General features: G+C 33.0%; 20 protein-coding genes. 10 read left to right on the forward strand and 10 right to left on the reverse strand.

Features of this window, described 5'->3' with window-relative positions; all coding sequences use genetic code 11:
- Positions 1-122: 122 nt before the first annotated feature.
- From HGP29_RS15525 to HGP29_RS15535, 3 genes are all read right to left on the reverse strand, one after another.
- Positions 123-776 carry a response regulator transcription factor gene (locus HGP29_RS15525; protein WP_168883334.1) on the reverse strand — a complete coding sequence of 218 codons (654 nt, stop codon included), beginning with the start codon at positions 774-776 and terminating at the stop codon, positions 123-125.
- A 4-nt stretch (positions 777-780) separates the two neighbouring features.
- Positions 781-2973: a PAS domain-containing protein gene (locus tag HGP29_RS15530; RefSeq protein WP_168883335.1), complete on the reverse strand. Its 2193-nt coding sequence runs from the start codon at positions 2971-2973 to the stop codon at positions 781-783.
- 120 nt (positions 2974-3093) lie between these two features.
- Complete coding sequence (locus HGP29_RS15535; RefSeq protein WP_168883336.1) at positions 3094-3675, reverse strand: hypothetical protein; 582 nt, start codon at positions 3673-3675, stop codon at positions 3094-3096.
- Positions 3676-3891: 216 nt separating this feature from the next.
- On the opposite strand from HGP29_RS15535, the gene HGP29_RS15540 reads away from it, so the two are divergent.
- The 3 genes from HGP29_RS15540 to arsC all read left to right on the forward strand — a co-directional run bounded on the left by HGP29_RS15540 (position 3892) and on the right by arsC (position 6066).
- A complete protein-coding gene (locus tag HGP29_RS15540) occupies positions 3892-5061 on the forward strand; it encodes a LamG domain-containing protein (protein ID WP_168883337.1) in 1170 nt (389 codons plus the stop codon).
- Positions 5062-5216: 155 nt separating this feature from the next.
- The gene (locus HGP29_RS15545) at positions 5217-5633 is read left to right on the forward strand and encodes an acyl-CoA thioesterase (protein ID WP_168883338.1); all 417 of its coding nucleotides are present in this window, start codon (positions 5217-5219) and stop codon (positions 5631-5633) included.
- 94 nt (positions 5634-5727) lie between these two features.
- Positions 5728-6066, forward strand: coding sequence for an arsenate reductase (glutaredoxin) (gene arsC, locus HGP29_RS15550; protein ID WP_168883339.1), 339 nt, complete (start codon positions 5728-5730; stop codon positions 6064-6066).
- A gap of 35 nt (positions 6067-6101) precedes the next feature.
- Here arsC and HGP29_RS15555 read toward each other — a convergent pair whose 3' ends face one another.
- Positions 6102-8282, reverse strand: coding sequence for a SpoIIE family protein phosphatase (locus HGP29_RS15555; RefSeq protein WP_211093309.1), 2181 nt, complete (start codon positions 8280-8282; stop codon positions 6102-6104).
- A 130-nt stretch (positions 8283-8412) separates the two neighbouring features.
- Between HGP29_RS15555 and HGP29_RS15560 the strand changes: the two genes are divergently transcribed.
- The 3 genes from HGP29_RS15560 (at position 8413) to HGP29_RS15570 (ending at position 10805) form a co-directional block, all read left to right on the forward strand.
- Positions 8413-9327, forward strand: a complete 915-nt coding sequence (locus HGP29_RS15560) for an ROK family protein (protein WP_168883341.1) — start codon at positions 8413-8415, stop codon at positions 9325-9327.
- Between the two features lie 116 nt (positions 9328-9443).
- Positions 9444-10001: a phosphoribosylglycinamide formyltransferase gene (gene purN / locus HGP29_RS15565; protein ID WP_168883342.1), complete on the forward strand. Its 558-nt coding sequence runs from the start codon at positions 9444-9446 to the stop codon at positions 9999-10001.
- Between the two features lie 78 nt (positions 10002-10079).
- Positions 10080-10805, forward strand: coding sequence for a YebC/PmpR family DNA-binding transcriptional regulator (locus HGP29_RS15570; RefSeq protein ID WP_168883343.1), 726 nt, complete (start codon positions 10080-10082; stop codon positions 10803-10805).
- A 134-nt stretch (positions 10806-10939) separates the two neighbouring features.
- On the opposite strand, the gene trxA is transcribed toward HGP29_RS15570, so the two are convergent.
- Both trxA and HGP29_RS15580 read right to left on the reverse strand, forming a co-directional pair.
- Positions 10940-11260: a thioredoxin gene (gene trxA, locus HGP29_RS15575; protein ID WP_168883344.1), complete on the reverse strand. Its 321-nt coding sequence runs from the start codon at positions 11258-11260 to the stop codon at positions 10940-10942.
- 101 nt (positions 11261-11361) lie between these two features.
- The gene (locus tag HGP29_RS15580; protein ID WP_168883345.1) at positions 11362-11940 is read right to left on the reverse strand and encodes a nitroreductase family protein; all 579 of its coding nucleotides are present in this window, start codon (positions 11938-11940) and stop codon (positions 11362-11364) included.
- 178 nt (positions 11941-12118) lie between these two features.
- On the opposite strand from HGP29_RS15580, the gene HGP29_RS15585 reads away from it, so the two are divergent.
- The gene (locus tag HGP29_RS15585) at positions 12119-13300 is read left to right on the forward strand and encodes a proline dehydrogenase family protein (protein ID WP_168883346.1); all 1182 of its coding nucleotides are present in this window, start codon (positions 12119-12121) and stop codon (positions 13298-13300) included.
- A gap of 169 nt (positions 13301-13469) precedes the next feature.
- Positions 13470-13622: a hypothetical protein gene (locus HGP29_RS15590; protein ID WP_168883347.1), complete on the forward strand. Its 153-nt coding sequence runs from the start codon at positions 13470-13472 to the stop codon at positions 13620-13622.
- Here HGP29_RS15590 and HGP29_RS15595 read toward each other — a convergent pair.
- Positions 13619-16141 (reverse strand): ABC transporter permease, encoded by a 2523-nt coding sequence (locus HGP29_RS15595; RefSeq protein WP_168883348.1) that lies wholly within the window; start codon positions 16139-16141, stop codon positions 13619-13621. The genes HGP29_RS15590 and HGP29_RS15595 overlap by 4 nt on opposite strands.
- Before the next feature lie 111 nt (positions 16142-16252).
- Here HGP29_RS15595 and HGP29_RS15600 point away from each other — a divergent pair, with 111 nt between their 5' ends.
- Positions 16253-17668, forward strand: coding sequence for a voltage-gated chloride channel family protein (locus tag HGP29_RS15600; RefSeq protein ID WP_168883349.1), 1416 nt, complete (start codon positions 16253-16255; stop codon positions 17666-17668).
- 50 nt (positions 17669-17718) lie between these two features.
- Here the strand turns inward: HGP29_RS15600 and HGP29_RS15605 are convergent, their stop codons facing one another.
- Both HGP29_RS15605 and HGP29_RS15610 read right to left on the reverse strand, forming a co-directional pair.
- Complete coding sequence (locus tag HGP29_RS15605; RefSeq protein WP_168883350.1) at positions 17719-18561, reverse strand: bifunctional methionine sulfoxide reductase B/A protein; 843 nt, start codon at positions 18559-18561, stop codon at positions 17719-17721.
- Positions 18562-18572: 11 nt separating this feature from the next.
- Positions 18573-19235, reverse strand: coding sequence for an aspartate kinase (locus HGP29_RS15610; RefSeq protein WP_168883351.1), 663 nt, complete (start codon positions 19233-19235; stop codon positions 18573-18575).
- Between the two features lie 161 nt (positions 19236-19396).
- Between HGP29_RS15610 and dapA the strand changes: the two genes are divergently transcribed.
- Positions 19397-20320, forward strand: a complete 924-nt coding sequence (dapA, locus tag HGP29_RS15615) for a 4-hydroxy-tetrahydrodipicolinate synthase (RefSeq protein WP_168883352.1) — start codon at positions 19397-19399, stop codon at positions 20318-20320.
- A 79-nt stretch (positions 20321-20399) separates the two neighbouring features.
- Here the strand turns inward: dapA and HGP29_RS15620 are convergent, their stop codons facing one another.
- Positions 20400-21875: a LysM peptidoglycan-binding domain-containing protein gene (locus HGP29_RS15620; protein ID WP_168883353.1), complete on the reverse strand. Its 1476-nt coding sequence runs from the start codon at positions 21873-21875 to the stop codon at positions 20400-20402.
- Positions 21876-21882 lie beyond the last annotated feature (7 nt).

The raw sequence follows: 21882 nt of genomic DNA on the forward strand, positions 1-21882 counted from the left end.
AATAACTTTTTCTGGTTTTACAAAGGTCATCATACGGGGATTGAAATATTTAGTTGTTTCGCTAAAGTTAAAAATTTTAGTGATTTACTTAACAACTACGTGAAACACCTATTTGTCTTATTTTAGAGGTCATCAAATAAGTCTCTTTCTACTGCATATAAAACTAATCCGGCTACATTTTTACAACCTGTTTTTTCTAATAAATTGCGTTTGTGTGCTTCTACTGTTCTAGAAGTAATAAATAATTCTTCAGCAATTTCTGGGTTCGATTTCTCTTTGCAGATAAGATGTAGAATTTCTATTTCTCTTTCAGTTAATGCAATGTCTTTTACCGTTCTTTTTTTAGGCTTTGGCTTTGAAGTAAACCCCTGCATAATAGTCTGTGTAACATTTTGGGAATAATACACTTCACCTTTTGCAACTGTTTTAATCGCTTGTATTAACTCTTCCTGCGTACAATCTTTTAGTAGATAACCTTTTGCTCCAGCACCCAACATTTGTTTTATGTTTTGAGATTCATTCATCATCGTTAAGGCTAAGACTTTGATCGATGGATGAATATTGGAGATTTCTTGTGTCAGCTTTATTCCATCCAATTCAGGCATCATAATATCAGAAACAACCACATCGACTTCAATCCCTTCTAATTGCTCGAGTGCCTCTTTTCCATTTTTTGCTTCTGCCACAACCAAAATTTTTTCATCTTCCAAAAAAGACTTCAAACCAAACCTGATCATACTATGATCGTCTACTAACATTACTTTGATTTCACTCATATTATTATTCTGATGGAAGTTCTACTAAAATTTGTGTTCCTTTTTGTGGTCTACTATTAATCTCAAAATAAGCCCCAATAGACTCAGCCCTCGTTCTCATACTATTGATACCAAAAGTTTTTAAGTTTTCTTCTACAATAAACCCATCACCATTATCATCTATAGTAAGTAACAAAACATCTGAATGTTTAAGTATTTGAATGTTGCATTTTGTCGCATTGGCATACTTAATAACATTATTAATCGCTTCTTGTGTGATACGATACAGTGTCATTTCCACAGATAGTTTCAATCTGTTTTTATCAATATTTTGATCAAAATTGAAAGAAGTAGAAGACGAATTTTGAATAGCAGAAATTAAAGATTCAATTGCAGCTGTTATACCATTTTCGCTAATCACTTTAGGCATAAGATTATGTGCTAGTGTTCTACTTTCTTCTATTGCTTTTTTTAGGTATTGATATCCCATTTGAAAACGCTCTTCAACCTTAGGTTCATTAAAATCAACTGACATTCTGACTTTTTCTAAACTCATCAAAGAGGTAGACATAGTTTGTTGTAAACCATCATGAATTTCACTTGCAATCCTACTTCTTTCTTTATCTTCTGTTTCCAAAATAGCATCTAGAATATTTTCTTCTTGTTTCATCCTATCAGTGATATCAGACATGGTTCCAACGATTCGTTTTGGAGCATTCTTAGCCGTAAACTCAACAGCTTTACCTTTTGTGTGAATCCACTTGTAAGCTCCATCTTTGGTCTTCATCCTATACAAACTATCATGAGTGCCATTTTTCTTTATTTCATCTACATTATTAATTAATGCTTTCTCTTGATGATCCGAAACCACAATTCCTTTCCAAAAATCAATTTGGTCTAATACGCTTTCATCGGAAGTATACCCTAAAATAGTGTAACAGCGCTCACTGAAATTAATTTGATCATCATCTCGATATATCTCCCAAATTCCTTCATTAGAAGCATCTAATGCATATTGTAATTGCTGTTCTTTCTCAATTAATGCCACTTCAGTTTTAACCTTTAGGTCAATTTCATCTTTTAAATTCTGATTCGATCTTTTTAGATGTTCTAGATACGATTTCCTCTCATTAAAATTACCTAAGATCAGTGCGATAGCTTCTATTAATTCTTGTTCCTCTTCTAATAAAGGGGTTGTTGTTAATCTTCCAGTAAGATCATTATAATACACCTCTATCTTCCCTATTTCTTTATTCGACTCAATAATTTTTGCTTCTTGTTTCCATTCTGATTCAGAAAACTGAACTGATGTAAATGTTTTCCCTTGAAATGTTATTCTACAACAAGTTTGCTCAGTAAACTGCCATCCATAAGGAATAATTGAAGCTGTTGTTTCTAAAATATGATCTATATCTTTTTGTGTGCTTTCTGTAAGCTGAGAAATCTTATAAAGACAAGCCTGCTCTTTACTCCTTGATTGTAATTGATTGGATAATTGCTCTTTCTGAATTAGTCTATTGATAATCATATAATAGCTAATAATAAATACTGAAATTAAAAGTGCAATCGAAATAAAAATAGTCCACAACAAAAACTCGCCTTTCTCTCTAAATTTATCGACTGTGTTTTTAGTTCTGGATTCAATCAGACTTTCAAACTTAATAATGGGTTCCATTACCTCAGTCTTTGTCATAAGATAATCTTGACCATATAAGATATTGAAAGCTGCTTCTAAGTCTGGTTTCCCTTTGATAGAATAGTTATTTAGGCTATCCAAATAAATTCCTTTTGCAGCATTAAAGGCCTGCTCTTCCTTTTTTATCAATTGGTTTGATTTGCCCAGTGCATCTTTAAGTAGTTCGAACTCTTCTTGTGAAAAACCCATATGGTACATGCTATCTAAAATAGAACGTTCCCAACCACTATCTTCTGGAATCAACCTTCCTTCTCGAACAGCGACCAGTTCCCAATACTTCTTCTCCCAAATAGTATCTTTTGTAACAATAAAGTTTTTACAATATTCTGTCAAAAAATCATCACTTTGTCTTAAAGCATCGCCCAAACGATATGAAGTGTAACGATTAACCTGACTTTCAAATAATTTTTCTTGATTAAAATATAGAAATACTAATGAAATAAGGATACCTAATGTAAGTATAATATTGAGTAGAAAAAGCCAAAAAAATGGTCGTTTTTTATCGTCTGTAAGGTTATTCATTATCATTTTTTTACTGAGCAATAATTGAAAATAGTCTTATCATTAATAGTAAAAAAGTGTTTGAATAACTTTAACTACATCTAGTCCTTTCTAATACAATTTTTTGCTCTTTATTATGTACTAAGGCTGAATTGTCAATGTTTTTACTGTTCCATTGATAGGTGAGATTTGTATATTATCCTCTCCTTCCAATACATAGAAAATGTACGAACTATTTTTCCCAACTATCTCAACATTTAGAGTCTGTCCATCAAGAAATAAAACTTTATCATTATACTCGATTGTCTTTTCGTTCATTCTTTTTTGCAAACGCTCACCTTTCCCCAATCCTGTTCCTACAAAAAAGCCTAAAAAGAAAATAACAGAAGATACTGTTAACACTGATAGAAGTTTAGTCTCTAAGTTTTCTTCTGGATTTTTAATATTAAATAGTTTTATAAACCACGGTTTGTTCTTCAGTTTACCTAATTGTCGAGGGATAAATATTACACCTAGAACAGTTAAGAGAGAAATAATCATTAAGACTTTATTTGATGTCAATCTTGATATTGGACTTAATAGAACATCTAATATGTCGGCATATTCTAAGATATTAATATCAAACTGGCCATAGAATAGCGTTTCATTTACAATACCTAAAATAACAAGGAAGATGTAACCTAAATAGAGAATACTTTGAGTTTGTTCTAGTTGATTTTTCACGGTTCAGTTTATGGAATATAGATTTAAAAGTCGATGAGAGCTTAATAATTTAAATGAGAACAAGTATAACAAATCACCACGAGTTTTCATGAAAGAATTGAATAAACTTAGCAGATTTAATATCAACGGTGTAATAAAAAGGTATTTTTGAAATACTAAACTAAATCAGTAATTTTAGTTTCAAGTAAACTATTCAATGACACAATTCTATCACCAATGTTAAAACTAAGCAAGCTATTTTTTGCAATAATATCTATTGCAACTTTTTTTTCATGTACAACAGAATCAGAGAAAAGCTCACCAGTACAAAAAGTGAAATTTTCATTTTCAGAAAGCTCCTCCTCAGCCAGATCTCTTGAAGGAGAAGCAGCCTCTTTTGTCATCTCAATTTCCCAAGGTGAAGAAAGTGTTTATCATCTAGAATCACTGGATATTATTAATGTTGGTGGTTCATATTTATCAGAAGAACTAACCTTAGAAGTTGGAGAATATTCGATTACAGACTTTGTAGTCATGAATGAAAATGATGAAGCTATCTATTTAACTCCAAAACAAGGTTCTGATTTTTCTCATTTAGTCTCAAAACCTCTCCCTTTAAAATTCAATGTATCTACTAATGATTCTCTCACAATTACACTGGAAGTAATCGAAGCTACATTAGGTGAGCTTAATGACTTTGGATATTCTAGCTTCAGTTTCGAAATTGTAGATTATCTATCGAAAGGGTTACAGTTGTATCTTCCTTTTGATGGATCCACTTCTGATTATTCTGAAAATGGTATTGAATTGACTGAAAATGGTTCTATTGACTATGTTCAGGACCGTAAGGGAAAAGAAGCCTCTGCCATTTACTTAAACGGCTCTGATGCCTTTTTAAGTGGAGATGCCCTTATACGAGATTATAAGGAATTTACATTATCTGCTTGGATTAAACCATCCACTTTTGATGTTCAGTATACAGGGATTTTTGGACAATCTCCAGGCACCTTCCCTGCAATAAATGATTACCTAGTGTTGTATACTACAAGATCGCAATATCACCCTCGGAATGGTGGTTTTGGGTGGACACTATTTTTCCAGGATAATACCTGGTTAGATGCTAGATATCTATATAAACATGAACCTGGGGATTGGATTCTAATCACATCCACTTTTGATGGAAAGGTTTTTAAAAACTATATCAATACCACCTTAGTTTCTGAACACTTTGTTGAGGAAGGTAAAATGTTAGGAAATGACTACAAACTACTGATCGGAAAAACATATGCCTATCCACAAAACCCTAATAGAGTAAATGTAGCCTATTTTGAAGGAGCTATTGATGAATATAGAATCTACAGTAGAAGCTTGTCACAACAAGAAATTTACCAGCTTATCTCAAAGTAATTACTTGACAAAAAAGAATATATCTGCCACTAACTCTAAGAAATTAGTTTTAGTGGCTTTTTTTGAAATCGTAATTATGTGAATAAATACTCACTAATAAATTTAACATCAAACAAAATGTATTTAACTTACATGCCAATATTTTGATATGTGGTATGGAAGAAAGAATCAGAAAAACAGTCACTAGACAATGTAAAGCTATTTTTCCTAATACATTAAATGCTAACAACACCTTATTTGGTGGAGAAGCAATGAAATGGATGGATGAAGTAGCCTATATAACAGCAACTCGTTTCACTAGACAAAAAATGTTTACTTTAAAAACAGAAGATATCAAGTTTTTAAAGTCCATTTCTCCCAATAGTATTGTTGAGGTAATTGGAAAAGTTGAAAAGGCTGACCCCATCAAACTTCGTGTTATTATTGAAATGTACGCTGAAGATATGTATTCAGACAGTAGAGAAAAGGTGATGGAAAGCGTATTTATTTTTGTTGCTTTGAATGATAAAAATAAACCAATGCGAATTGATTATAGCCGATTTGAAAAGGATCTAGAATTGGAAGTGATATAATGTCAACCCAGTCCTCTCCTTTTTTATCAAATAATGTCAATGAAAATTAGCTGAGAATGGTTAGCTTCGTATTTAAATTAAAGACATAAAAACCATGATCAAAATTTGGCATAATCCAAGATGTTCTAAAAGTAGAGAATCGCTTAACCTTCTTAAAGAAGGGAGCAATGACATTGAAATTAGAGAATATTTAAAAGACACTCCATCTAAAGAAGAAGTCACAGAAATCATTAATCTATTAGGTATTAAGCCTTTAGAATTGATAAGAAAAGGAGAAGCAATCTTTAAAGAGAATTTTAAAGGTAAAGACTTATCAGATGATGAATATATTCAGGCAATGGTAGATTTTCCTAAATTAATAGAAAGACCTATCGTTATCAAAGATAATAAAGCCGTGATTGGAAGACCTCCATCATTAGTACTTGACCTTTAAAAAAACACCCTTCATTGTTCATGAAGGGTGTTTTTTTATAATTTGACTCCAAGTATCATCATATCATCAATCTGTTCCCAGTTGGCTTCTGCCATCCAACTATTAATTGTAGACTGAAGAATATCATGTTGTTTTGAAGGAGATTCTTTTGCAATTTTTTCTAGGAGTCTTCTCAGTTTACCGACCATAAACTTTCTCGCTCTAACTCCACCAAACTGATCTTGATAACCATCAGTAGCCATATACACCATATCATCTTTCTGGATCTCCCATGTATGTTCATCATAAACATGATTCATTTCTCCACCAATAGATTTACGGGTACCTGGCAATTTTGTTAGTTCTCCATTTCTTACAATATATAAAGGGTTTTTAGCTCCAGAGAAATATAAATGATCATCTTTTACAGCAATGATACTCATATCCATGCCGTCATTATTGTCGTTATATTCTTGTTGGAGATTTCTCACCACTAAATTATTAAGCTCTTTTAAAATCTCTGATGGAGAATATATTTTATTACCTCTAACAATTTCATATAATAAACTTGAGCCCATCATAGACATTAAAGCACCTGGAACTCCATGACCAGTACAATCGACACAGGCATAAATTTTCCAACCATCTTTTTCAAAGAACCAATAGAAATCACCACTAACAATATCTTTTGGTTGATTGAATATAAAGTTCTTTTCAAATGCATTGTCAATCACATCTTTGGAGATTAAGATTGACGATTGGATAAGTAAAGCACTCTTAATACTGCTATTAATCTTGTTGTTCTGATAATTTAATTGAGTCCCCTGCTCTTTAGAGTGTTCTAAGGTATCCTTTAAAATATCATTCTTAGCGATTAACTCTTCATTCATTGTTTCCATCTCCAGTTTGGCTATGCCCAATTCACTGTTAATAGATGAAAGCTTAGTATTTAATTTCTTTGTTTTTCTCTGACTTAAGAAGATATAATAAATAAATACTAGAAGAAGCATTACAATAATTACTGTAAGCCTTAAAAAGTTCTTATTCTCTTGAAGTTTTATCTGATTGATATATTCAATCTCTCTTAAAACATCATTTTCTGTTTTCTGTTGTTCTACTTCATGAAAAGCTTGCATATCTGCCACTGCCGCCAATTTTTGTTTATTAAATAGGCTATCAGATAATACGGTACTTTTTTCGTAGAAATAAATGGCTTGGTCCTTATTCACAAAACGCAAAGTTTGGGCTAACTTGAGAGACACTTCATACTCTCTATCCAACATTCTATTTTGTTTTGTAATGATGTATGCTTTTTCAAAAGCATCGTATGCTCTACTATATTCCTTTAGCTCGTAATGATAATTACCTAATTCTAGGTAAGAATTTAACTTTGGAATTGGTAATTGCTTTTTATTAGATTCTCTGACCGAGATTAAGAAGATCTTTTTTGCTAAAGGGTAATCCTTCATACCCATAGCCAACTTACCTTTTAATAAAGAAAGTAGAATAAAGCCCTCGAAATTATTTTCTTTCCGGAAATTTCCATTCTTATCTAATTGTTGAAGTACCTTTCTTAAATCTGTGTATTCTTCAAAAGCCACATGAACGTCTGCAATATTTAGTAGGGCTGTATTTTTTATATGATCAAGGTCTTCATTAGTAGAATCTAGTTCGATATCTAAAATTTGCTCAAACACCTCAAAAGCTTGAACATATTCTTTATGCTGTAAATAAACATACCCAATGTTATTCATTGTAAAAGCAAGATCGACCTTATCATCCAATTGATAATCTATTTCATAGGCTAACTTTAAGAGGTTCATTGCCGTTTCCGTCCTCCCCTGATTAATGTATAAAGTAGCAAGATTTACATTAGAGATTGAAATCTGTTTCAGGTCGAATTCCTTTTCAGCTATTTCTAGAGACTTTTTACAATAGTATTCTGCTGAATCTAATTCTCCTGCATATTCAAAGTAAAAGCAATAACGAGAAAATAGCCAATACGCATCTGTATTGAATTTCTCCTCACCAATTTTTTGGTACAGTGAATCCATTAGTATTTTCATACTATCCAACTCTCCTGCTTCTAGGTAAAAGTCAACGGTATTCTTTGTCGAAGTATCAAGATATTTATATTGGGCTGAATCAAGCTCTGAATCAGCAAGCACAGATTTACTAAATAAAAAAATACAAAGAATAATAGACAAATATTTCAGATCAATTCTTCTGATTAACATTTCATAGCTGATAAATCATCGTAAATTAATAAAATCAACTGAAATAAACTTCATGTACATAATGAAAAAAACAAAATGATTTATTAAAATTATAGTTCAACAGTAATTTAACCCTGAAATAACATAAAATATGAAGCAATTCTTAGGTGTAGATATTGGAGGAACAAATGTGAAATTTGGCGTAGTAGATGCCGATGGAAACATTGTCAAAAAGAAAAAATATCCCACTATTGAAGTTTCAGAAGGTGGAGACTTCTGTGGCAACTTCTCAAAACTTCTTGCAAAAAGACTAAAAAAATTTCCTGACATTGCTTCTGTAGGTATAGGTATTCCAGGTACTATTTCAGCCGATGGAAAATCTACATTAGACTTACCCAATGTTCCAGCTCTGGCCAATCAAGCATTAGTAAAAGTACTTGAAAAAGACTTCCCTACTTTGCCTATCGTAATGGACAATGATGCAAATGCTGCAGCATTAGGAGAATTAGAATTTGGATTGGAAGCCTTACCAAAGACATACATTTTTATCACTCTAGGAACTGGAGTTGGTGGAGGCTGTGTCATTAACGGTAAAATATTTAAAGGCGGAGATGGCAACGGATTTGAAGTCGGCCATGTCATGTCGTCTACAGGAAAAACTATCGAACAAAACATTGGTAAAGCGGGCATTATTGCAATGGCAAAAAAATATATCGCTGAAGGACAGATTCCAACTACTCTTTCTGGTGAATTTGATGCTAAAGCAGTTGCGAACGCAGCTCATGAAGGTGACAAACTAGCTTTACAGGTTTACCATGATATGGGTAAATACGTCGGAGAACTGATTGTAACATTAGTAAGAGTTCTAGACATAAAAACTATTCTAATTGGTGGTGGCGTATCAGAAACTTTCGATTATTTAAAATTAAACATGTATAGTGTTATCAATGAGTTTTTACCTGAATATTATACCAAAGATTTAAATATTCAATTAGCTACATTAGGTAACAATGCTGGTATTCTTGGAGCTGCGTCTTTAGGGATTTCAGGTATTGAGTTGAAGTAATTCAGCCTTTCTAAAGAAGAGAATCATTAAAAATTAGTGATTCTCTTTTTTAATGCCTCAATCCCACTTGCTAGATTAACCACAGCGATTATCTTTGCATGAAACTAAATTATATCATGACAAAAATCGCAATTTTCGCTTCGGGTACGGGGTCTAATGCCTTAAAAATTATAGAGCATTTCAAAGGCAATTCAAATGTAAACTTTGTAGTGCTTTCAAACCGCAAAAATGCTGGAGTCTTAGATAAAGCAAAGCAATTAGATGTAGAAGGGCATTATTTCCCTAAATCTGCTTTTAGTGATGATACTGTTCTAACTTTCCTAAAGGATGAAAAAGTAGAATATGTAATTCTTGCTGGTTTCTTACTCCTAGTTCATGAAAATATTTTAAACCAATTTGAAAACAAGGTGATCAACATACACCCAGCCTTATTACCAAATTATGGAGGAAAAGGAATGTATGGTTTAAATGTTCACCAAGCTGTTGTTGCAAACAAAGAAAAAGTATCTGGTATTACCATCCACTATTGTAATGCTAAATATGATGAAGGGCAATATATTTTGCAAGCGACTACAGCCATCGATGAAAACGACACACCAGAAGAAGTTGCATCCAAAGTTCTTAAGTTAGAACACTTTTATTTCCCAAGGGTTATTGAACAATTACTTGGTTAAAGAAAATTAAAGATCAATTTTAAGAGTAATAGTTTTCATCTATTATTTTTGTCAAATCACATTCAATATAAAAGAGAAATGGGAAGAGCTTTTGAATTTAGAAAAGGAAGAAAATTAAAAAGATGGGCACATATGGCAAAAACGTTTACTCGTTTGGGTAAAGATATTGTCATTGCAATTAAAGAAGGTGGTTCTTCAGATCCAGATACAAACTCTAGACTTCGTGCAGTTTTACAAAACTGTAAAGCAGAGAACATGCCTAAAGACAACATTGATCGTGCAATAAAGAGAGCAACGGATAAAGATACTTCAAATTATGATGAGCGTTTATTCGAAGGATACGCTCCACATGGTATTGCAGTATTAGTTGAGACGGCAACAGATAATAATAACAGAACTGTAGCCAATGTACGTAGCTATTTTAATAAGGTGAATGGTAGTTTAGGTACTTCAGGCTCAGTTGAATTTATGTTCGATCATAAATGTCACTTCAATGTAAAGAAAACAGAAGATCTTGATGTTGAAGAACTTGAGCTTGAACTTATCGACTTCGGTGCTGAAGAAGTTTTCGTTGAAGGTGAAGGAGAAGAAGAGCAAGTTGTGATCTATGGTGAATTCTCAAACTTCGGTTCATTACAAAAGGCTTTAGAAGAAGGTGGTTATGAAATCATCAAGTCAGGTCTTGAGAGAATTCCTACTGTTACAAAGGAATTAAACGAAGAGCAACAAGCAGAAGTAGATAAACTTTTAGAAAAGCTTGAAGAAGATGATGATGTACAAAATGTATATCACACAATGGCATAAATTAGTTTATCCTAAGTATAAAATAAGGGCTACTCTTTCTAAAAGAGTAGCCCTTATTTATAAATAAAAGAGGCTGTCTCAACTTTTTAATAAGTTTTGAGACAGCCTCTTTTCATTTCTGAGTTATAATTGAATTATAACTGAGCAGAAATTTTACCAGCGATTTCAGCTTTGCTAGCAGCACCAACGTGCTTATCTACAGCTTCACCGTTTTTGAATACCAACATTGTTGGGATAGAACGGATACCAAACTTAGCTGCAGCTTGAGGGTTAGCATCAACATCTAACTTACCGATTACAGCGTCAGTCATTTCTGTAGCCAATTCTTCGATAATTGGAGACATCATTAAACAAGGTCCACACCAAGTTGCCCAAAAGTCTACTAATACTGGTTTATCTGAATTTAATACTACTTCGTCGAAGTTAGCATCTGTGATTTCTACTGCTTTTCCCATTTTTTAAATAAGATTAAGTTACATATGAACAAATTATCATCTGTTCAACCGTTTATAATAACGTAACAGATTTTATTTGGTTGCACAAATGTAGTAAAAGATTATTCATTTACCCAAGTAACTTTCTCAGATAAATCACCTCTCTTCCCTTCTTTTTTTGTAGTTGCCACTTTACCAATGTAAAACAGTCCTAAAAACTCATCATCTGTGTTGAGACCAAAGAATTCTCTTGATGCTTTAAACTTGACCATTCCACCTGTACTCCAATATCCACCATAACCCATAGCCGTTACAGTTAAGGCCATATTTTGTACAGCACATGCTACTGCTTCAATTTCTTCTACTTTTGGAATTTTAGCATTATTACCTCTCTTCATTTTTATAGCAATCACATGAGAAGACTGAAGGGGTAATTTTACCAATTTTTCATACCTCGCCTGTTGAAATTCTTCCTCAGGAGTATTGTCTTTATACACTTCACCTTGAATTTGAGAAAGTGTCTTTAAACCTTCTCCTGAAAAAACTGTGAATCTCCAAGGTTCTGTTAATCCATGGTTTGGAGCCCAGTTTGCATTCTCAAGTATCTCCAATATATCTTCTTTAGGTATCTCACCCTCAATAAATTCATGTGGAAAGAAGGATCTCCTATTTCTTATCAGCTCTGAAATTTTGTTCTGCATAGTATTATTGATGTTTATTTGTCAAAATTAACACAGATTTATGCGATTTCAACTCAAAAAGTACTAGAAATTATAACATGTTACATTACTTTTGTGTTATCATACGAAAAAACACGCTTTCATCATTTTATTATCTAGACACAACTAACTCATACAAAACATATAAATATTCGTAACTATGGTTGACACATCAACAGTTAATTTTCAGGACACTAAAACAGCGTTTGAGTGGAGAAATGATGCCGAATTAAGAAAGACTTACGCGCTTTTTGCCATGATGGGTTCTCCAGCATTGGTTAAATTGGGTACCTCTGCACTAAACTTTGCATTCGCTTTGAGATTACCCATCAAAGGTATCGTAAAGAAAACTTTGTTCAGACAGTTCTGTGGAGGTGAAAATATTGAAGATAGTGCAAATACTATTGGCGTACTAGGTAAGTACAACATTGGTTCTATACTAGATTATTCCGTTGAAGGAGCTGAAACTGATAAAAGCTTCGATCAAACCGTTGAAGAAATCTTAAAAACCATCGAAGAATCTTCTAAGGACAAAAACATCCCCTTTTCTGTTTTTAAACTAACAGGTATTGCAAAAATCAGCTTACTAGAGAAAGTTCACGCAAAAGAAACTCTAACTACTGATGAACAAGAACAATGGGAAAAAGTAGTCAAAAGAGTTGAGCTACTTTGTGAAACCGCTTATCAAAAAGATGTAAGAATCTTTATTGATGCTGAAGAAACTTGGATGCAAGGTCCTGTTGATGAATTAGCATTAGAAATGATGCGTAGATTCAACAAAGAAAAAGCTATTGTATATAATACATACCAAATGTATTTACATAGCAAATTGGCTCAGTTAAAAGAAGATTTTGAAAGAGCAGAAACAGAAGGTTTTATCCTAGGTGTGAAATTAGTACGTGGAGCATACATGGAGAAAGAAGCAGCAAGAGCACAAAAAATGAATTACCGCAATCCTGTACAACCTTCTAAAGAGGCTACTGATAAAGATTACGATGCTGCTCTTGAATATATTATGGAGAACCATAAAGGCTTTGCTTTATGCGCTGGATCACATAATGAGAAATCAAATCTACTATTAGTAGAATTATTAAATAGATATGGTATTACTACTGACCACCCGAATTTCTTTTTCGCTCAATTGTTCGGTATGAGTGATCATATCTCTTTTAATTTATCTCATGCAGGATACAATGTAGCAAAGTATCTTCCATATGGGCCTGTAAAAGAAGCACTCCCTTACCTTTTCAGAAGAGCGGAAGAAAATACTTCAGTAGCAGGACAAGCAAGTAGAGAACTTACATTAGTTCAAAACGAGTTAAAGAGAAGAAGTCAAAAGTAGTATAAACTCTACTTTAGGAATAAAGAAAAACTCTTAGATCTATTATTCGGATAGATTTAAGAGTTTTTTTTACACCTAATCGCGAAATATTTACATCTTTTTTAAGATTTTTAATATATTGTGAATCGAATCGGGTGAATAACAATTTTTTATAATATTATCGTTTAAAATGAAAGCTAAACTTCTTTTTTTAATTGTTGGTTTATTCTTCTTAGTGGGTGCTCATCATTATATTACAGGCACCAATCACTCCACTAAAAAAGTACAAGAAGCTAAACTAACATCGAAGTCATTATCTGAAGTAAGCAATACAATTGATTAATTTTTTAATACTTGTAATGCTGATACTTTAGAAATAGATCGCATATAGATTACTCCAATTGCAACTGTCATTGAGATAATCAAAACGGAAACTATCATACTGTCGCTCAAGGCTATAAAAAATGGCATATCAAAAACAAAATATGCTAATAACCAACTTCCAATCCAGCCTAGAAGTAATCCAGTAAACGTCGAGACTGTACCTATAGCAAAATACTCTACAAAGGAAATCCTAACTAGATGTTTTCTTTTTGCTCCAAAGGTTCTTAAAATTCCAGCCTCATTTTTTCTTTGATATTTTCCAATAGACATACTACTCCATAATACCAAAAATCCAGTAAGTATACAGATACCTCCTAACCATTGAAATACAAAGGCTACTCTATCCAATATATCATTGAGAGAAGAAAAGACAAGGCCTAAATCAATTGTTGATACATTAGGGAATTTTTCAAGAACGTCAGATTGAATCTTAGCAATTTTCTTTTTATCCTTGACGCCTATTGCCAAAACATGAAAAGCTGGTGCATTTTCCAATACTCCAGAAGGAAATAAGACCACAAAGTTGGCTTCCATTTTGGCAAAATCTACTGCTCGAACATGGCTAACAGTTGTAGTAATAGGAAACCCTTGAACATCAAATACTAATGTATCTCCAAAGTTAATACCTGAAGATTCTAGAAAATTTTCTGAAATTGATATCGGTACTACTGTGTTAAAAGATGAGGAACCAACCCAAGTACCTTCGACAGTCTGTTCATTATCTTTTAATTCTGACCTATAAGTTACTCTATATTCTCTATCGAATACCCACCTCTTTATTTTCTTTGTGGAATCTGCTAACGCTGTTTTCTTATCCTCATTATTTAAAGTCGTTAGAGACATAGTGACTACTGGAGCATCTTGATCTACCTTTATGTTCTCTTTTTCAATTAGTTCATATAATGGCTCTACCTGTGTTTTTTGAACATCATAAAATACTAAATTGGCATCCCCTTCTTTTCCGACATTTTCCACCTTATCAATTAGAATAGCTCTGACAGATACCATACAAATAATCAAGAAAACACCTAAACCTATGGTGATGCCTAATATATATGTTTGATTATTAGGACGAAATAATTGAGAAATCCCATATTTTAAACTGAAAGAGAAATTACTAAGATCATACGATTTTAATAATCTGATCAGAACAGTATTTATCAAGAATAAAATAAATAAGACTACCAATATTGACATTAAAAAGACTAATGCCTTTATGTAATCCTGCATTTGCCAATAGGCAAAACCGTAAACAAAAAGTCCAATAGATACTACAAGCAATACTTGTTTCCACCTTGAATTCTTTTGAATAGACAATTCAACATTTCTGAGAACGTATATTGGAGAAACATTTAATACTTGAAGTAAAGGATACCAACCAAAAAGGATTGAAATAATTACACTAAGTATAATACCATAAAAACAGGCTTCTAAAGAAAAATCATTGGATACATTGACCATTAATAAGTCTGAAAAAAGAACAGGAAAATATAATTGTGCAAGAGAACCAATGATCGCCCCTAAAATTCCACCTATTAAACCTAGTAATCTGATTTGGATGGAATAAATCATAAAAGCTTCTCTTGAGGTTGCTCCTAAGCACCTCAAAATAGCAACAGACTGAAGTTTCCCTTTGATGTAAATATAAATACCACTAGAGACTCCAATACAACCCAATAATAATGAGACAAAAGTGACTAGTTTCAAAAAGCTATCAATGTCATTAAAGAACCGGCCAACCCTTGCGGTATTATTTTCTGCTGTGGCAATTCGAATTGCATTTTCTTCAATTAATTTATCTTCTGTTTCTACAATAGCATTGAAATCTATATCATCGCCATATTTAAAATAATATCTATAATTTACCCTACTCCCTTTTTGAACCAATCCAGTTTGTGAAAGATATTGAAATGGGAAATAAACAATAGGTACTGTTGCTGCCATTATTGCACTTTGCCCTACTCCTTTTTTAATAATTCCCGCTACTTTAAATTTAGTTTTTCCAAATTGTAATGAGTCTCCAACCTTTGTTTGCAATTGAAGCAAAACCATACTATCTACTAAAACAATTTTCTCTCTTTTTTCCCAATCAGTCCATGCTTTCTCAGGTGAGACTTCCAACTTACCATAAAATGGAAAACCCAATTCAAGAGCCCTTAGATCAACCATTCTATTTAATTTGGTTTCAGGATTGAAAGCAATAGAAGCAAAATTGTATTGTTTAACCACTTGCTCGGATTTAGAAGCAAATGGAGACAATAGTGAATCCTCTAAAATATGATTGGCTCTAAGCTCAAGGTCTGCCCCCAATAATTCCTTGGTCTGACTTTCTAGGTCTTTATTTACATTCTCAGAAAAAGTCATCATGGCGACTAAACTTCCTATGCCTGCCACAATAGAGAAAATAAAAGGACCTATTTTATGTATACTTTGCCTTAAATCTCTAAGAGAATTATTGATTACAAACGTTAATCTCATTTTTTTCTTTATTGAAGATATATACTAGTCTATTTTATAAAAAAATTACGCATAAAAGAGTAACTTAATATAATATTGTATTATCACATGATCTAAAATTAATTAACATTTATGGCTTTTTTGGGGTATACTCATGAGCAATTACCTAAATGGGTGAAAAAAGTAGAACAATTCCCTGTTGTTCTCTATATATTGAAATGGGTACTCATTGGTACTCTTGTGGGTGGATTGACCGGTATTGGATCAGCATTATTTTTATGGGGATTACATTGGGCTACTGAATGGAGAGGTGGTCATCAATGGATTATTTTTGCACTACCTGCTGGTGGTTTTCTTATCGGGGCATGTTATCATTACCTTGGACAATCAGTGGTTAAAGGTAATAACCAATTGTTAGATGAAATTACAAAACCCAACCGAATTATACCTTTAAAAATGGCTCCTTTGGTAACTGTTGCCACTATTGCCACTCACCTTTTCGGTGGATCAGCGGGTCGAGAAGGTACGGCAGTTCAAATGGGTGGGGCTATAGCAGATCAGTTCACAAAAATCTTCAAACTCGATAAGTACGATAGAAAAATACTTATTATTACAGGTATTGCAGCAGGTTTTTCATCTGTTTTTGGAACACCTCTAGCAGGAGCAATCTTTGGTTTAGAAGTATATATTATTGGTCGTATGCGTTATGAAGCTATTTTCCCTAGTTTTTTTACTGCAATTGTAGCCAATTATGCAACACATCATGTAGGTCATTATTTTGGCATTTCACATACTGAATACTTGATTCCAACAGAGGTGATCCCTGAAATGACTTTAGAAAATCTATTATTATGCGTACTTGCTGGTGTCGCTTTTGGACTTACAGGTATGTTATTTTCAAAAGCCAATCATTTTTGGGGTAATCTATTTAAATCTAAGATTTCATACCCTCCTTTAAGACCTGTCATTGGTGGGTTGGTATTAGCCATTTTCATTGTTATTCTTAACTTTAATCATGGTTTTGATTATGCTAATTATGATTTAAAATACTTTGGTTTAGGTGTTCCTGTGATCGTAGATTCATTTACAACACAAATGGATTGGTATGATTTCTTAATGAAAACACTAACCACATCTTTTACTTTGGGAGCTGGTTTTAAAGGTGGTGAAGTAACACCATTATTTTATATAGGTTCTACATTAGGTAGTTTCTTATCCACCCATATTTCTTTACCAGTTGCCTTGTTAGCAGGTATGGGATTTGTAGGTGTTTTTAGTGGTGCTACGAATACTCCGATGGCCTGTACCATGATGGGAATTGAATTATTTGGCGCACCATCTGCTGTATTTATTGCAGTGGCATGTATTACTGCATATATGTTCTCTGGTCATACAAGTATCTACAATTCACAAATTGTTGGTAGTCCTAAACATGTTGGACAAGACAACGAGAAAGGATCTACTTTATCAGAAATTGATGTAATTAGAGCTGCAGAGAAAAAACATATTGAACAACACGACAAAGACAAAAAAGACAATGATGAATAATCATTAAGAATATGAAAAAGGCTACGAATTAAATTTCGTAGCCTTTTTCATTAAAACCTTTTCGTATATATATGACAGTAGGGCTTCCCTGCCGTCTTTTCATAATAATCTTGGTGGTAATCTTCTGCTTTGTAGAAGATAGTTGCCTCTGTTAGCTTAGTTACAACTTTAAGACCTGTTGCTTTCAATTGTGCAATTAAGATTTGTGCTGCTTTCTTTTGCTCATCATCAAGATAGAAGATCTCTGAGCGGTATTGAGTTCCAATATCAGGACCTTGTTTATTCAACTGTGAAGGATCATGAGTTTCGAAGAATAATTTTGCCAGATAATCATAACTGATTCTATCCGCATCATATTCAATTCTAACTGCCTCTGCATGACCTGTTTTACCTGTACACACCTCTTCGTATGTTGGGTCTTCTACATGTCCTCCAATATATCCTACTTCACAAGAAATGACTCCTTTTGTTCTTAAAAAATAGTACTCTGTTCCCCAAAAACATCCCGAAGCAAAAATGGCAATCTTTTTATTTTTGACAGATTCTAATTCAAAATCAAGAGATATAGAATTCACACAATGTCTGATGTTTTTCGGAGTAAAGTTTTCCCCTTCAAAAATATGACCTAGATGTGCATCACAATTTGAACAAAGAATTTCTGTTCTTACGCCATCTTGATCTTTCACTTTTTTGATAGCTCCTTCAATCTCATCATCAAATGCAGGCCACCCACAGTTAGCATCAAACTTATCATCTGATTTATATAGTGGCGAATTACATCTTTTGCAAGTATATGTTCCTTTTTCAGTATGGTAATAATACTTACCGGTATAAGGGCGTTCTGTTCCTTTATTTTCAATCACCCATCTCTCAAAAGGAGTTAATTCTTTCATAGTAGAAATTATTAGTCGTTAACTAGGTTATGGAGTAGTCCAAATGTACGATTCACATCATTCTTATCTAAAATTAGCGTGAATTCGTTGGTTGTTGAAATTACCTCAACAATATTTATTCCTTCCCAAGCAATTTTCTTTAATAAGTAATAGTAAATACCAGGAACTGAAGTATTGTCTTGTGGTAACCTCATTGTAAGAGATGCCAAATTTTCTTTTTTACTGATAATTTCTTCACCCGTAAAAATTTGATTAAGCTGATCTAACATCTTCTTACTTGTTACAAGGTTGGTTTCATAGACACCTTTTGAGGATGCCTGAAAAACATCTTTCTCTCCTTGTATAACTTTTAAAAGTTCTTGTTGTTTTCCTAATAAGGTAGGAGAATTTTTAAAAGTATAATCAATTAGGTCAGATCTTACGATTATCTCCCCCATCTTCTTTAGATAATCCAACACTTCATGCTCAATATCTAATTTTGATAGTTTCGGACGGAGTCTTTGGATAGCCATCACAACTCCGCCAATTTGCACATCCTTCATAAGCTTTTCTTCCACTTCAGGCATAATTTGGCGTGCAAGACCAGTGTAGTTAACGATTCCGTCAACTATTGCCTCTTCTAAAAAAGGTGATTTACGAACTATTTCCTCTACTGCTTCAGCGATTGTAATCATAAAAATTGGATGTTAATTTTGTTTCAAGTTATAAATATAACAACTTGTTACGAAAAGGTTTTCTTTTTATTGTATTTTTGTGCTATTAACAGCAACTAGTTATTTTTACTATCGTATTAATTAAGACACATACACAAAGAAAACATATATCACTTTTAGTCATGGAATCATTTATTGGACAAGGCATCGCTTTAGTAACACCATTCACAGAAAATGGCAAGGTTGATTTTCCAGCTTTAAAAAGGTTATTGGAACATACGAAGGATGTGGATTATTGGGTGGTCAGTGGTACAACTGCTGAAAGTGCGACGTTAACCAAAGATGAAAAAAGAGAGATTCTTGACTTTGTGAAAGCGAATAATCCTACTAACAAGCCAATTATGTTTGGTATTGGTAGTAACAATACAGCAGATGTGATCGAGAAATTAGAAACATTAGATTTAAGTGGTGTTTCTGCAATATTATCTGTCTGTCCTTATTATGTAAAACCTTCACAACAAGGGATCATTGCACATTATACTGCAATTGCAGATGCATCTCCTCTACCAATCTTATTATATAATGTTCCTGGTAGAACTGGTGTAAACATGACTGTTGATACAATTGTTGAGTTGTCTAAGCATAAAAATATTTTTGGAGTAAAAGATGCTGGCGGAGATCTAACTCAAGCTATGCGCGTAATTTCTGCTACTCCAGATGATTTCTTATATATCTCTGGTGATGACGCTTTAACAGTTCCTATTATTTCTGTAGGTGGTTCGGGTGTTATTACAGTTTTAGGAAATGTTCTTCCTCAAGAATTTGGAAGTACAGTTCATAATGCATTATCTGGTAATACAAAACAAGCAACAATTCAGATGTCTGAATTACTTGATTATACAGATGCATTATTCGAAGAAGGTAATCCTGTAGGTGTTAAGACAGGTCTTGAAATAGCAGGAATCTGTAAAAAACATGTTCGTCTACCATTAGTAGAAGGTTCAGAACTTCTTCAATCAAAAATGTCTGTTATGTATGAGCAAATTAAGATTTCAAGTAGAAAATCTATGTTTGTCTCTAACTTTGACGCAAGACATGCTATCTAAATAAGAAAATAATTTAGTTACGATATAAAAAATCCCATCCACTTTATTGTGAATGGGATTTTTTGGTTTTAGACATATTCTATTGTCTAATATAAACTCTTAGTGTTTGTCCAGGTTGTAAGACATCAGAAGACAATTCACTTAACTTCTTAATATCTTCTGTTTGGATATCGTATTTATTAGCAATTGTACCTATACTTTCTCCAGGTAGAATTTTATGATTAAAGAAATAAGAAGGTATTCTTAACTTCACTTCCTCACCATCTTTAAAAGTATAATCTATTGGAATTGACTTCCCTTTTTGATCAATTACATTTTTTTCTGGAATCTTATATCTGTTGGCTATAGCTACAACTGATTCTGTTGATTTAGGAATATATTTAATAGTGAAGTTTCCTTTTTCATTATCCTTCATATCAGAAATTTGTCCCATTATATACCCTTTCAATTGATCTAGTCTTTTGGTTTGCCCAGGTGTAAAAGTATTTACTTCCTGTCCTTGATCAATGAGCTTAATGGCATCATTTAATTTTTTCTGAGCCACTCCAAAATTCTGAAGATCTCTCATATTCTTAAGTACATCAGACTCAATACTTTCAAAGATAGCATCACTTGGATTTACAGTGACCTCATCCTTATTTTCGTTGGTTACATTTTCAGTCGCTATTGGCTCCTGACTTGAATTATCACCTCCGATAGCTAGTATCACAAAAGAGCTAAAAATTGCCCCAAGAATAAATGAAAAGCTTCCGATAATGGAATATCTAATTTTGTTCTTTTTTGATAATCCTCTCTTTCTATTAACCGGTCCACCCGATTTTCTCTTTAATCTTGATGTATCAGTTGGATTAATCTTTTCTGATGCAGATTCTTCAGGTTGTGATTCTTCTTTTGCTGCAGTTACTTTTAAATCATCCAATTCTTGTTGAATCATTTCAGCTCTCTTCCCTGCATTTGTGACTCCAACTTCAGCTGCTCGAGTAAAAAATTGTAGGGCCTGTTCCTTATTTTGGAATGTACCCATGCCTTTTTCACACATATCGCCGAGTAAATACAACATATCGCCATCTAACAGAATATCATCAGCATAGTCGTAGGCGATTGCTTTAAAGGTCTCATCATATAAACCTTGCTTGTAAAGGTTCTTAATGTCTAAGAGTTTTTGTGTACGATCCAACTCGGGTAACCTAAGTTCATGAAGCAGTTGAATTTCTAAAGCTCTTAGATTATTCTCGTCAATTTCTTCAATAATTTTATGAACGACATCGATGACATTACTAGTGTAATTCTCCAACATTCGAATTGTATATTGTACAGAACCGAAGACGAAAGTATCAGGATTATCAGGTACTTTATCTTCATCAAAAGATAAGGTAGCCCCAACCTCATAACTATCTACGGGTTCTTCTTTTATAATTCTTGGAGAAAGATCAGAAATAATGATTACTTCATCTTCGTTGTTCAGTTTTCCAAAATACACTTTACAACGATCACCAATCACAATAGGAGTTTCTTTGTTAAATTGATATTTTTCTTGAAGTTCTTGTATCGTCATCTTAAGA

The sequence above is a fragment of the Flammeovirga agarivorans genome, from assembly GCF_012641475.1.
Taxonomy (GTDB): Bacteria; Bacteroidota; Bacteroidia; order Cytophagales; family Flammeovirgaceae; genus Flammeovirga; species Flammeovirga agarivorans.